Below are 12986 nucleotides of genomic sequence, written 5' to 3' on the forward strand. Positions count from 1 at the left end.
AGTCGATCAGATCAAACCGGCGCAGAGGCCATTTCGGACCTGAGCCTGCAGCAACCGGTACTTGCCCTTAGCGGACGCAATTCCAGAAAGGTTGTACATGAGCGCACAAACCTTGCTGCTTTCGGTCTTCAAGTATAAAGCTTGGGCCAACGAGGGACTCTTCACTGAACTCGCAAAGGTCGATGCAGTGGCTCGCCAATCGGAACGACACTCTGTGATTCGCCTCTTAAACCACATATACATCGTTGATCGCATCTTTGCTGCCCATCTGTCAGGGGAAATGCCCGGCTACACAGGAATTAACACGCCGGAGACACCGACAATCGAGGAGCTACGCTCTGCGGTGGTTACATCAGACCGCTGGTATGTGGAATATATCGGGAAATTGGCAGCGGAACGGTTTTCGGAAAGCCTCCAGTTTACGTTCACGGACGGCGTGTCAGGATGCATGCTGCGCGAGGAAATGCTTGTTCACGTTGCAACTCATGGCGACTATCATCGTGGAGCCATAGGGCTGCTCTTGCCCCAAGCTTCCGTGCATCCTTTCACAGTCTATTTGCATAAGGCCGAATCTCGTTGACGGCAACGGTGATAAGGCATGCCATGACGCCTCGAATGGAACGGACGGATTCGTAGAAATGGAGTCCATATACGGACATCTCTGCGACACCCCCGGATGACGCTCGCACATCCGACTTACAATATCTTCATCCATTAACGCCACCTGACGACAGGTGCCATGCCATGAGGTATTGCCATGAATAACGCTTTGAAAATCGATTTCGTCTCCGATGTCGTATGCCCCTGGTGTGCGATCGGGCTGGCGGGTCTCAATATCGCGCTCGAACGCCTCGCTCCGGAGACGCACGTCGACTTCACCGTCCACCCGTTCGAGCTCAACCCTGGTATGCCCGCAGCCGGGCAGGAGCAACTTGAACACATCACCGAAAAATACGGCATCACCGCCGATCAGGCGCGCATCAACCGTGAACAGATCCGGGCCAGGGCGGCTGCCGTCGGTTTCACCATGAACCGGGATGACGCCAGTCGTGTCTACAACACTTTCGACGCGCATCGTCTGCTTGCCTGGGCGAAAGAGAAGAATGCGCAAGCAACGTTCAAACTGGTCTTGCTCAAAGCCTATTTCACCGACGGGAAAAACATCGCGGACAGGAATGTGCTGGCGGAACTTGCCAGGCAAGCCGGCCTGGATGGCGCCGAAGCCGACGAAGTACTGGCATCGGATCGGTTTGCTCAGGAAGTGAAGGAAGAGGAAACGCTGTGGGCCCAGCGCGGCATCAGCAGCGTGCCCGCAGTCATCGTGAATGATCGCTACCTGATCTCGGGCGGCCAGCCGCCGGAGGTATTTGAAGAGCAGCTTCGGGCGATCCTGGCGAGCGACGAGCGGGAGTGATTGTCGCGGGAGAGTGTTCACGAACTGGTGCTGACCGGGAATGGCCGGTGTCAGCCGCGGTCATTCAACCACTCCACCTAATCGAATTGATTCGTTAATGTTTGTGTGCCAGGACATACGAGCCGGATATGGGTTACACACATGGAAAGACGAGCACCCTCGTTGGCGCACGTCCCTTCATTGAACTATGTCAGTTCGTGTTGAGGAAGGACTGCACCGTCTTCACAGTCTCTGCAGGTGCCTCGTCCATCAGCCAGTGACCGGAACCGGGCACTACAACTTCAGTGACATTAGTTGCGGCGTTGCGCATGACCGCAGCTTCGTTCGCACCAAAGGACTTCTCGCCGCCAATTGCCAGGACCGGCATGCTGAGTTTGGTCTTCACGGATTCGGCATTGTCGTCCGCGTCTTTACGGATTGACTGGAACTGGGCAAAGGCCGCTTTCATGGCGCCGGGGCGAGCATAGAGCTTCGCGTAGTGGACGCGTGTGGCCTCATCGACTTTGCTGGCATCGCCGGCGAAATCATTCCAGAACCGGTCGAGGTAGATGCGCTCACGTCCCTGGACTAAACGCAGCATGTCCTTACCGCCGAGGTCAAAGTGCCACAGCACCGGCAGGCGGACAATTTGTTCCCAAGGAGGCACGCCTGGCACTGGTGCGTCCATCACCACCAGCTTCGTGGTCTTCTCCGGGTAGCGCGCTGCATAAGCGTAGGCCACCATGGTGCCGATGTCGTGACCAACGATGTCCGCTTTGTCGATGCCGAGTTTGTCTAAGACCGCACGGATGTCGCCAGCCTGGGTTTTCTTGTCGTAGCCGCCCTCGGGCTTGGAAGACAACCCCATGCCACGCAGGTCGGGGACAACCACCCGGTGGTCCTTGGCAAGAGCAATCGCCATTGGCGTCCACATGTCTCCGGTGTCTCCAAAGCCGTGGATGAGAACAACGGCGGGCCCGGCACCGCCGACGCGTACGTGAATCGTGGCGCCATCCGTATTGATGCTTTCTGTTTTGAAGTTCGCCGGATACGGTTTGGGTTCAGAGTGTACCGGCAGCGAAGCGGTCAGCGCGGCGACTGCAATAAGGCTGGCACCAAGGGCGCGATTAAAAGTGCTGAGCATGATGTTGTTCTCCTTGGGTTCAGGTGCGTGTAATCGAAGCGCCGCCATCCACAAGGGATGCGGTGCCGGTGACAAAGGATGAATCGTCCGAAGCGAGGTACAGGACGGACCGAGCCAGCTCTTGGGGCGTGGCGACGCGCTTCAAAGCGTGCAGGTTGGTCACGAAAGATTGCGCTTCAGGAGTGTTATTCATGCCGCGATACATGTCGGTGTCCACAGCGCCGGGCAGTACCGCATTGACGCGCACTCCTTGGGGACCGAACTCGGCAGCCAGGGCCTGAGTCAGACCGATGAGGCCGGACTTGCTTGCAGCATAGGCGGCGACCCCAGGAAAAGCAAAGGTATGGCCCACGAAGGTGGAAGTGAAGATGAGCGAGCCGCCGCCGTTCTTCAGCATCTGGGCAATTTGGTGCTTGGCGCCGAGGAAGGAGCCGGTCAGGTTGATTGCCAAGGTGTCCGTCCAACCGGCTTCGGAGACGTCAGTGGAGGGGCCGCCTTCACCCAAAGTGCCGGCATTATTGAATGCGATATCCAGGCGCCCAAAGCGTTCGACCGCCAGCGCCACCAGCGCTTTGGCGTACTCCTCGGACCGAACGTCGCCGGCCAGAGCCACGGCTTGGCCGTCCGCGCTGCGAATTTGGCCGATCAATTGGTCTAGCTCGGCCTGTCGGCGCGCTCCAACGACAACCTTGGCTCCTTCGGCGGCAAACAGTTGTGCAGTTGCAAAGCCGATGCCCGAACTTGCGCCGGTAATGATGGCAACCTTGCCCTCAAGTCGCTTGCTCATTTGAATCTCCTAGAAAGTGATTAAAGAAAAATGAATTACTGAACTCAGTGTAGTAGTCGAAGTCTGTTTGGATAAGTGGGCAACTAAAGGAATTTGTGTTCGGTATAATCGAACAATTGAAGTTGCGCTACCGGATTGATCTGGTCGCAGCACACACCGCATGGGCGCCGGAGGACGTATGGTCAAGCTGGACGGGATTACGAACTTTGTTGCTATAGCGGAAGCTGGCTCTATCAGTGCAGCAGCCAGGAGGCTGCACCTTTCAAAGTCGGTTGTCAGCGAACGGCTCGCCGGACTTGAGCAAAGTCTTGGGGCGCCGTTGTTTCACCGAACAACGCGCAAACTCAGCCTGACGGAGGATGGGATAGCGTTCTTCGAAAGGGCGAGCCGCATCGTTTGGGAGGTTCAAGACGCAGTGGCAGAGGTTTCGGAGCGACGCGGCACTTTGAGCGGACCGATGCGATTGTCCGCCCCAGTCACATTTGGGCGCATGCATCTTGGCCCAGCGCTGTACCCTTTTTTGTCGAAGCATCCCGGAATTTCGCTCACATTGGAATTGGACGACCGGCGAGTTGACGCCGCGGCCGACGGGTATGATGCCGTCATACGGCATGGTACGGTCGAAGACTCCCGACTTGTCGCGTTGCCAATCGCCCCGAGCAGGCGGCTTCTGGTGGCATCCCCAGAGTACCTAAAGCATTACGGAAAACCGACGACACTCGACGCCTTAGGTGGCCACAGAGCCATTTACTATACAAATCGAAACGTCGCTGACTGGCGGTTTCTAGACTTGCGCCCAGATGCCTTCGTCCGGCCACCGGCTTCGTTGAGGGTCAACAACGGCGACATGATGAGAGATGCTGCGTTGGCTGGTCTAGGCTTGGCACTTCTGCCAAGCTTTATTGTCGGAGAAGACGTCAAAAAAGGAGCGCTCGTCAGGGTTGACGTTGGAAGTGAAGCCGCAGAAGAAATGATTTATGTTGCGCACCCCGAGGGCCGTAGGGCCTCCAAAAAACTTCAAGAACTTGTCATGGCGTTGCGCGGGGCTTTCGGCACCCCACCATATTGGGATGTGGTTTGATAGATCGGCTGGATCGTAGGTTTGACCCGCCCCTGATGCTGCTATATCACATGCCAGGCTTCGTGCGGCAGATGCTTTTGCTGTCCCGGAGCCAGATCAGGTTTTCGATACTGTTTTTTAAGCGATCGGGAAGGCCGGTGCGATTGATTTGGGCAGGTATCGAACTTGCTGGAGCCGCTTCATGGGCAATATCCGCTCGCCTCTGGAGCGGGGAGCTTGCATATCGATAAGCGCCCATCGCGGTGAGGTCGTTGCATCCGTCGGCGAGCACGTCGGGCCGTGGAGCGGCGGCGCTTTTCACAATCGGCAGCGATGCCTGAGGCAGCGTTATCTTTTGCATGCTGGCCGTCCTCCGCGTCGGAAATCCAATGGAATTGATGCAAAGAACGTACTGCTTCTCCGGCCAGAACGCGATCTGCATTATGCGATTCTCCGATGCACCTGTTAAATTTGACAGGTCGTGCCGGGAAAGCGGCAGAGCATCTGCGGTAGCGTCAGTCCTGTTGCAGGTTCCCCCCGCCGCGAAGCGGGTCACCTGCTGTTGTGATTGTTTTTTGGCTGGAATCACCGTACATTTCCTTGTGATAGCTCAATCGGCCTTACCGGACAAGGGGCGCCAGGCATGCAGAAAATGAGACCGCTAGCCCCGCTGCCGCAGCTTGTTGCACAAGACAGCTTTCCTGAGCAGCCTTGCGTATCGCATGACGACAGCGCCGGCCTGGTGGCAATGGACAATTACCACTATGCCGGCAGCGCTCTTCAGAGGCGCGCTACAGGCCTGCCGGCAGCGCAAGGCGGAGCGCCGGCTGCCGGTGTGCCTCCAGCCAGGACCGTCCGCACCGGCCTTCCCGATCGCTTGAAGTACGGTATCGAAAACCTGTCCGGGATAGCGCTGGATGGCCTCAATGTCCATTACAACTCCTCTCTGCCGGCACTTGTACAGGCGCACGCATATGCCGCGGGCAGCGAGATCCACCTGGCTCCCGGCCAGCAAAAACATTTGCCGCATGAAGCCTGGCACGTGGTGCAGCAGAAACAGGGCAGGGTAAAACCCACGCGGCAAATGAAACAAGGTGCGCCGGTCAATGATGATGCGGAACTGGAACGTGAAGCGGATACGATGGGAGCAAAAGCTGTCCAGGCCGGCAGCCGATCTCTCCATGGTGTCAAGCCATCAACCAGCCAGTCGATGGCCGTTCAGCGGATGCCATTGGCGCAAGCGGACGGCATGTCCGTCATCCAGAGAAAACTCACCCTTAAAGGCGAGGAGGCGGATAAAGACCTGGCGCTGGAGCAGCTAAACAGTCTGGCGGGTTCCGCGGCAATTACCCTGGCAGACGCGGGAGCCGGCACTTGGGAGGCGCGCATAGGAGCAAGCGCGACCAGCGGCGGCACCTTGCTGAAGAACCTGATCAATGACGAACAGCAGTTTTTTTTCGATTTTTCCTCTGCAGTGCCTCCTCAGTACGACCCTGCCAAGCATACTGTCTTCATGAACGTCAGGGGTGAAAGCACGGCTGTCCTGCCGGCCAAAGGATTGCCGGAAGGCGACTATACGCGCGAAGGTAACCAGGATATTTATCTGGGCCACGAATTCAACCATGCCCTGCGCCACTTGAAAGGCCACGCCAAAGACCGGTACAAGGATATAGACGGCGCGCCGGTCAGCGACCAGTGGGTAAGGATCGATTCGATTTCCGGAGAGCATACGCTGAGCTATTACATGCAGTTGGAAGAGGCCGAAAACATCGGGCTCAAGCCAACCCTGGATACCGGCAGCGGGGCGTGGCTCGGCACTTCGGAGAATGCTTTCCTGGCGCAGCAAGGCAAGCCGGTCAGGCTCGGCTACTTCAAGAAGGATTCGCAGGAAAACAAACTCAACCGCCTGGATTATCTCAAATCATTGACCATCACCACCGGGATACGATACGCAGAATTCCTGCGCAAGACGGCATCGCTGGCGGGCGGGGCGGCTATCGATGCTCCCTTGCAAAGTGCTGTCGCATTGGTGGCGGCGAAGAAAGCCGAGATAGAAGATTGCAAGAGAAAAGCTGAGGCAGCGGAAAAACACAAGACCGATTGGCTCGGCCACAAGAATGAAAATCTCCTGCCGCGAAAGGAAGCTGCCGAGATATCACGTGACGCCGCGGCGGAAGAATTCGGCAATTTCGACGAAGCCGAGCAATGGAGTGCATGGGTGGCACAGAACCTTGCCCTTGCGGGAGGCGAAGACAGTGGCTATGACGCGGACTGGAATAAAATCGACGATCCAGAAGATGGCTCTGCCGACTACGATTCGGCCTGGTACCAGCAGGTGCAACTGATCAACGCGAGGCGGCTTGGACTGGAAGGCGCAAGCGCGAGGGCGGCAACGCGTTTCGGAAGTTATTCAACGCTGGCGGATAAAACTTCAGGCGAGGGGCTTGACGGCTCCACTGAAACCGGCAAGCTCCATTTGGCGATCATCAAGGAGATAGGCGAAGAAGTCGATGCCGCAGAATCCCAGCTGATTCCTTTGGTGAACAGTGTGCTGGACCTGATGACAACTCAATTGAACGGCCTGCAAGCCGAGAATCTCGACAAGGCCGCAGACATAACCTTCCTGAAAAACCTGATAACTACCTGGCGGCCAGTCGCCAGCTACAATTCAAACGGATAAACGACATTGTCCTGCTTCTGGATTACCTTCTTAAGCTAGGTCTTGTTGTCACCTTTGGCCCGCCATGGCGGCACCGGCCCGAACTGCCGGATCGCATATTCGATGAATTTCTTCGCCCTTGCCGACATGCCCTTGCGTTGCGGCACCAGCGCGATGACGTCGGCCGGCGCCAGGCTCCATTGCGGGAGAAGGGCGACCAGCTTGCCGCGCCGGATATTTTCCGCAACATCCCATTCGGAACGGATCATGACGCCTTTTCCCATCAGCGCCCATTGATGCACCACTTCGCCATCGTTGGAGCTCAGGATCGGATCGACGCGCACGCTATGCTGAAGCGCTCCCTTGGAAAACTTCCACAAGCCCACGTCTTCGTCGTTCTCCTGCAGCACCAGGCATTGGTGCCGGGCCAGCGACTGCGGATCGGCCGGCGATCCCGCGCGCCGGATATAAGATGGGGACGCGCACAGGATCCTGGCGTTGGCGCCGATCTTGTAGCGCACCAGGCTGGAATCGGCCAGGGCGCCGATGTGGAACGTGATGTCGGCCTTGTGCGCCTCGCCGGCGCTGATGCGGTCGAGCAAGGTCAGCGCAACCTTGACGCCGGGATGGTCGCTCTGGAACTGCGCCACCAGCGGCGTCAGGTAGCGGCGGCCAAAGCCGAACGGGGCGTTGATGCGCAAGTGTCCAGCAACAATGCCTTGCCGCGCTTTCAGCTTTTCAAACAGGATATCGTTCTGCTCGCAAATCGCCGCGCCTTCCTCCGCCAGCAGTTGGCCTTCGTCGGTGAGGCACATGTTCCGCGTGGAGCGGTCGACCAGGCGCACTCCCAGCCTGGCTTCGAGCTGCTGCAGGCGCTGGGTCACGGCCGAAGCGGTGACGTTGATCTCGCGCGCGGCGGCGGCAAGGCTGCCGGTTCTTACCACGATCATGAAAAAGCGGATGTCGTCGATTGGTATCATTATTAAGTAAAACTTAATTTAGCCATATGTTTCATTTAACCACAGTCTTGGGAATACGATCGATAATCCAGCTACACCAACTGGATCGAGGCTGACATGGCGCAAAAGTATCAGGCAATCTTGTTCGACTTGCTGACGGCATTGCTGGATTCCTGGTCGGTCTGGGACCGTACCGCCGGATCGGAGCAGGCGGGACGCGCCTGGCGTGCAGAATATCTGCGGCTGACCTATGGCTGCGGCGCTTACCAGCCGTATGAAGAGCTGGTGGCGCAGGCTGCGCAAAATGTCGGGCTGGCGCCGGACCTGGCGCAGCAGCTTGAGCGGAACTGGCTCGATCTCCAGCCTTGGCCGGATGTCGCCGCGACACTGGCCCGCCTGCGGCAGGATTATCGGCTGGGCGTGGTGACCAATTGCTCCGCCAGGCTTGGCCAGCTGGCGGCCGGCAGGGTCGGTGTCCCGTTCGAGGTGGTCGTGACGTCGGAGCAGGCCGGGTTTTACAAGCCCGACCCGCGGCCGTATCGGCTGGCGCTGGAGAAACTGGACCTGCCGGCGGAGCGCGTGCTGTTTGTCGCCGGTTCAGCCTATGACATGTTCGGTACGGTGCAAGTCGGCCTCGATACCTTCTGGCATAACCGCATCGGCCTGGCGGCGCCAGCCGGGGCGCCGGCGCCGCTGGCAGAGTCGGCGCGGATAGCAGACCTGCTTGAGTTTGTCGATATCAGATAAATCCGGGAAATGACATGAATGACGCCACAATAAACCTGCCGCGCCGCCTGAGCGATCTCGAAACCCCGGCGCTGGTGCTCGACCAGGACCGCATGCAGCAGAACATCGCCCGCATGCGCGCCAGCCTGGCCCGTTTCGACGTGGCGTTCAGGCCGCACGTCAAGACCAGCAAATCGATCCAGGTAACGTGCGCCACGCTAGGCCAGGCCAGCGGGCCGATCACGGTGTCGACCCTCAAGGAAGCGGAATATTTCGCGGCCAATGGCTTCACGGATATCCTGTATGCGGTCGGCATTGTGCCGGGAAAGTTCGATCATGTGGCCAGGCTGCGGCAGCAGGGGATAAAGCTGACGGTCATCCTGGACAGCCTGGAAATGGCCCAGGCCCTGTGCGACAAGGCGCGCCCGGAAAATACGCGCTTCGACGTGATGATCGAGATCGACTCCGACGGCCACCGCTCGGGCGTGGCGCCCGAGGCGCCGGAACTGCTGGATATCGGACGTTGCCTGGCCGCCGGCGGCCAGCATCTGGCGGGCGTCATTACCCACGCCGGCAATTCCTATAACTGCCGCTCGATACCCACCATCAGGCAGATGGCGCAGCAGGAACGCGATGCTGCCGTCGGCTGCGCAGAACGCTTGCGCGCGGCCGGCATCGCCTGTCCGGCGGTCAGCATCGGTTCGACCCCGACCGCCATATTTGCCGACAACCTGGATGGCGTCAGCGAAGTGCGCGCGGGCGTGTTTGTGTTCGGCGACCTGGTCATGGCCGGCCTCGGCGTCTGCCGCCAGCAGGACATTGCACTGTCCGTGCTCACCACTGTGATCGGGCACCAGAAAGAAAAAGGCTGGATCATCACCGACGCCGGCTGGATGGCCATGTCGCGCGACCGCGGCACCGGCAAGCAGGCGGTGGACCAGGGTTATGGCCTGGTCTGCGATCTCGGCGGCGCACTGCTGCCCGATGTGCTGATGGTGGACGCCAACCAGGAACATGGCGTGATCGCGCACCGCTCCGGCGATCCTGCGCAAACGCCGGACCTGCCCATCGGCACCATGCTGCGCATCGTGCCGAACCACGCTTGCGCAACCGGCGCGCAGCATTCCCGTTACCATGTCGTCAGCCGGGATGCCGCGGACATCCTGGATGTCTGGGAACGATTCCGCGGCTGGTAGCAACGGCTCTTGTCCCATCATGCACCTCTACAACACGAATCGACCATGAAAATCATCCATACCCCAGCCGTGCCGGCGCCACGCGGCCACTATTCGCAAGCAGTCGAGCAGAACGGTTTTGTCTTTTTGTCAGGCATGCTGCCGGCATCCGATACGATCGATCCCGCCACCCACGATTTCCGGCAGCAGTGTGAAGCAGTGTTCGGCCAGTGCCAGGAAGTCCTGCGAGCCGCAGGCTGCGGTTTTGGCGATGTGGTCCAGGCGACGGCGTATCTGGTCGGGGTTGAAAACTGGGGTTTGTTCAACGAGATCTACGCCAGCTACCTGGGCGCGCACAAGCCGGCGCGCGCCGTGGTGCCGGTGCCGGCCCTGCATCATGGCTATGCGGTCGAGCTGCAGCTGGTTGCTTTCGTTCCCGGCGGGGTTCAGGCATGCTAAATTAGCGTTTCGCAATTGATGCCTCCTTAGACAACAAGGAAAAAACCATGTGGACTCATGAAGAGAGCATTGAAACCAGCGCCGCGCCGGCGCGGATCTGGCAGCTGTTTGCAGACGTGGAAGGCTGGAAGAAGTGGAACCAGGGAATCGACAACATCCAGATCCATGGCGCATTTGCGAATGGCACGACATTCACGATGCAGCCTCCCGGTGAGGACGTGTTTACCACTACCTTGATCGACGTCAAGGAGAACCAGGGTTTTACCGACGAAACGATCATAGACGGCACCCGCGTGCTGGTGCACCACAAGATCGTGCCGCTGGCGTCGGGCGGCTGCAAGGTCATCTACAGCACGGAAATCACCGGGCCGGCCGCGGCGGATTTCGGGCCGATGGTGACCGCGGACTTTCCCGACGTGCTGGGCGCGCTGAAGAATATCGCAGAAGCTTAGCCGGCAGCCAGGGCTAGCAGCTTGGTTACCGTATTGATGTTGCGGACGGTAGCGATGCCGGTCGATGCGGGCAGCTTCAGCTTCGATCTGCCCATGCCTTCGGGATAGTGGATATAGATTTCCTTTTTTCCCGGCTGGACTTGTTCTGGGCCGGGAATCGGCAACAGATCAAGCCAGCCCTTGGGCAGGCTGTCGCTGCAGAAAACCACGGCAACTTTCGACGGCTCCGCATCCGGGAAAGGATTGGCTTTCAGGATGGCGCGCAGCTCTGCCGCCGTGCGCAGCAAGACATCGACCGGTTTGCCCATCTTTTCCGCCAGCGCCTGCGCCAGTTCCTGGCCGACGGCATCCTTGCCCAGCGGGCTGTCGAAGACCACGTTGCCGCTCTGGATGTAAGTGCGGACATTGCCGAAGCCCAATCCGCTGCACAGCGCTGCCAGTTCTTTCATCGGCAAGATGCTGGTGCCGCCGACATTCACCGCGCGCAGAAGCGCCGCATAAACTGTCATTCTCATGTTCCCTTCAATACAGGGTAGCCTTGACCCGCGCCGGCAATTCGCGGTCGTAAGCGTCGGCATCGAAACCGCCGCTGCTCAGGCGTTTCAGCATGGCGCCCGGGCTGGGGAAGCTGGCGCGTTCAATATGCAGTGCGGGATCCCACAATTTCGAGCGTACCAGCGCTTTTGAACAATGGAAGTAGGCCGCTTCTATCTTGACGATGATGACAGTGCGCGGCAACTTGCCATCCATCGCGAATTGCTGGAGCAGGGCCGGCTCCGCTGAAATCTCGGCGCGGCCGTTGACGCGCAGGGTTTCACCGATGCCGGGCACGATGAACAGCAGGGCGATGCGTGGATCGACGATCAGGTTGCGCAGGGTATCGATACGGTTGTTGCCGGGCCGGTCGGGGATCGCCAGCGTACGGTCGTCGAGGATCTTGACGAAGCCCGCGGCATCTCCCTTGGGCGAGCAATCCATGCCTCCCGGACCGTGAGAGGAAAACACTACAAATGGCGAGGCTTTGACGAAGGACCGGTAGTCCTCGTTCAGATGATCGATTTCTTTCCACAAGGATCGCTCATGCGGTTTGCCGTAGATTTCCTCGAGCTGCTCGACGGTGGTAAGCATATCTGTTCCCGGAGGTTGGTTTGACGCCGATTTTACCGGGAAACCATCGCCTTCGCAGGCCTCGATGGCGACCATCGATAGCAGCCGCGCCGCCGCAATCGTCAGAACTGCAGGGCCGAGGCGTTTGCCTGCGCGCCGATCCAGGCGCAGGCGTCTGCTACCTCGGCACGCCTGGCTTCCGGATACACCAGGTAGAAGGCGTAGTTGCTGAGCACCGGACCGAACGGCTGCTCCAGCACGCCGCTTTGCAATTCCGGCTCGATCAAAGCCGTGCTCAGCAGGGCCACGCCTTGTCCGGCGATCGCCGCCGAGATGGCATGGCTTTCATCCGAGAACACGATGCCGCCTTGGCTGTCTAGGCCGCTGAACCTGGCGCGCTTTGCCCAGGCGCGCCAGGTCGAGGCATTGCGCAGCGAGGCCTGCCATTCGTTATGGATCAAGGTGTGCTTGAGCAGGTCCTTGGGTTTCTTTACTTTCAGCAAAGGACTGCAAACCGGAGCGATGCGATCGTCGAACAATTTTTCCGCCGCCAGCCCCGGCCAGGAACCGAGGCCGTAGCGTATCGCGATATCCGCGGTATGGCCGTCCAGCGGCGCGATTTCCACTGAAGTGTGGAGCCGCAGGTCCTGTCCCGGATGCGCGTTCCTGAACGCGCCCAGCCTGGGCAGCAGCCAGCGCGCTGCAAACGCCGGCGTAGTGGTGATGGTGAGCAGGCGCGCCGCATCGCGCAGCCGGATGCGGCCGATGGCTGCGGCAAACAGGTCGAAGCCGTCGCGCAGCGCCACATACAGCTCCGATCCGGCAGGCGTCAGGCGCAATTGCCGGGGCAGGCGCTGGAACACGGCGACACCGAGGCTGTCTTCGAGGCGCCTGATCTGGTGGCTCACCGCAGTCGGCGTGACCGACAGTTCCGCCGCCGCAGACTTGATGCTCAGGTGGCGCGCCGCGGCCTCGAACGCTTTCAGCGCAGCGAGCGGAGGCAGGCGGCGCGCGGCCTGGTTATCCAACGGATGAGTTTTATTTTCCATGAACAGGTAAAACTTG

General features: G+C 59.4%; 15 protein-coding genes. 8 read left to right on the plus strand and 7 right to left on the minus strand.

Annotated elements, in window-relative coordinates; all coding sequences use genetic code 11:
• The first annotated feature begins 97 nt into the window (after nt 1–97).
• Together AC07RZ_RS01340 and AC07RZ_RS01345 are read left to right on the plus strand one after the other, a co-directional pair.
• On the plus strand, nt 98–580 hold the full coding sequence (locus AC07RZ_RS01340; RefSeq protein ID WP_494666601.1) for a DinB family protein: 483 nt from the start codon (nt 98–100) through the stop codon (nt 578–580).
• A 177-nt stretch (nt 581–757) separates the two neighbouring features.
• The gene (locus AC07RZ_RS01345; RefSeq protein ID WP_494666602.1) at nt 758–1414 is read left to right on the plus strand and encodes a DsbA family oxidoreductase; all 657 of its coding nucleotides are present in this window, start codon (nt 758–760) and stop codon (nt 1412–1414) included.
• Between the two features lie 190 nt (nt 1415–1604).
• Here the strand turns inward: AC07RZ_RS01345 and AC07RZ_RS01350 are convergent, their stop codons facing one another.
• Nucleotides 1605–2537, minus strand: coding sequence for an alpha/beta fold hydrolase (locus AC07RZ_RS01350; protein WP_494666603.1), 933 nt, complete (start codon nt 2535–2537; stop codon nt 1605–1607).
• Nucleotides 2538–2556: 19 nt separating this feature from the next.
• On the minus strand, nt 2557–3324 hold the full coding sequence (locus AC07RZ_RS01355; RefSeq protein ID WP_494666604.1) for an SDR family oxidoreductase: 768 nt from the start codon (nt 3322–3324) through the stop codon (nt 2557–2559).
• Between the two features lie 178 nt (nt 3325–3502).
• Between AC07RZ_RS01355 and AC07RZ_RS01360 the strand changes: the two genes are divergently transcribed.
• A complete protein-coding gene (locus tag AC07RZ_RS01360) occupies nt 3503–4405 on the plus strand; it encodes a LysR family transcriptional regulator (RefSeq protein WP_342827830.1) in 903 nt (300 codons plus the stop codon).
• Nucleotides 4406–4451: 46 nt separating this feature from the next.
• On the opposite strand, the gene AC07RZ_RS01365 is transcribed toward AC07RZ_RS01360, so the two are convergent.
• Nucleotides 4452–4973, minus strand: a complete 522-nt coding sequence (locus tag AC07RZ_RS01365; protein WP_494666605.1) for a hypothetical protein — start codon at nt 4971–4973, stop codon at nt 4452–4454.
• 54 nt (nt 4974–5027) lie between these two features.
• Here AC07RZ_RS01365 and AC07RZ_RS01370 point away from each other — a divergent pair, with 54 nt between their 5' ends.
• Nucleotides 5028–7064 (plus strand): eCIS core domain-containing protein, encoded by a 2037-nt coding sequence (locus tag AC07RZ_RS01370; RefSeq protein ID WP_494666606.1) that lies wholly within the window; start codon nt 5028–5030, stop codon nt 7062–7064.
• Between the two features lie 35 nt (nt 7065–7099).
• Here the strand turns inward: AC07RZ_RS01370 and AC07RZ_RS01375 are convergent, their stop codons facing one another.
• The gene (locus AC07RZ_RS01375; protein WP_494666607.1) at nt 7100–8023 is read right to left on the minus strand and encodes a LysR family transcriptional regulator; all 924 of its coding nucleotides are present in this window, start codon (nt 8021–8023) and stop codon (nt 7100–7102) included.
• 96 nt (nt 8024–8119) lie between these two features.
• Here AC07RZ_RS01375 and AC07RZ_RS01380 point away from each other — a divergent pair, with 96 nt between their 5' ends.
• The 4 genes from AC07RZ_RS01380 to AC07RZ_RS01395 are packed head-to-tail and all read left to right on the plus strand — an operon-like array spanning nt 8120 to nt 10814.
• Entirely contained in the window at nt 8120–8749 is a 630-nt protein-coding gene (locus AC07RZ_RS01380) for an HAD-IA family hydrolase (RefSeq protein WP_494666608.1), read from the plus strand.
• 14 nt (nt 8750–8763) lie between these two features.
• On the plus strand, nt 8764–9924 hold the full coding sequence (locus AC07RZ_RS01385) for a DSD1 family PLP-dependent enzyme (protein ID WP_494666609.1): 1161 nt from the start codon (nt 8764–8766) through the stop codon (nt 9922–9924).
• A 45-nt stretch (nt 9925–9969) separates the two neighbouring features.
• Nucleotides 9970–10362 carry a RidA family protein gene (locus AC07RZ_RS01390; protein ID WP_494666610.1) on the plus strand — a complete coding sequence of 131 codons (393 nt, stop codon included), beginning with the start codon at nt 9970–9972 and terminating at the stop codon, nt 10360–10362.
• 47 nt (nt 10363–10409) lie between these two features.
• Nucleotides 10410–10814 carry an SRPBCC family protein gene (locus AC07RZ_RS01395; RefSeq protein ID WP_144736056.1) on the plus strand — a complete coding sequence of 135 codons (405 nt, stop codon included), beginning with the start codon at nt 10410–10412 and terminating at the stop codon, nt 10812–10814.
• Here the strand turns inward: AC07RZ_RS01395 and AC07RZ_RS01400 are convergent.
• The 3 genes from AC07RZ_RS01400 to gcvA all read right to left on the minus strand — a co-directional run bounded on the left by AC07RZ_RS01400 (nt 10811) and on the right by gcvA (nt 12970).
• On the minus strand, nt 10811–11329 hold the full coding sequence (locus tag AC07RZ_RS01400; protein ID WP_494666611.1) for a DUF1697 domain-containing protein: 519 nt from the start codon (nt 11327–11329) through the stop codon (nt 10811–10813). The two genes, AC07RZ_RS01395 and AC07RZ_RS01400, sit on opposite strands and share 4 nt — an antisense overlap.
• Before the next feature lie 7 nt (nt 11330–11336).
• Nucleotides 11337–11942 (minus strand): pyridoxamine 5'-phosphate oxidase family protein, encoded by a 606-nt coding sequence (locus tag AC07RZ_RS01405; protein WP_494666612.1) that lies wholly within the window; start codon nt 11940–11942, stop codon nt 11337–11339.
• A 101-nt stretch (nt 11943–12043) separates the two neighbouring features.
• Nucleotides 12044–12970: a transcriptional regulator GcvA gene (gene gcvA / locus AC07RZ_RS01410; RefSeq protein WP_494666613.1), complete on the minus strand. Its 927-nt coding sequence runs from the start codon at nt 12968–12970 to the stop codon at nt 12044–12046.
• Nucleotides 12971–12986 lie beyond the last annotated feature (16 nt).

Source organism: Collimonas sp. GW821-FHT07E08 (assembly GCF_059418905.1).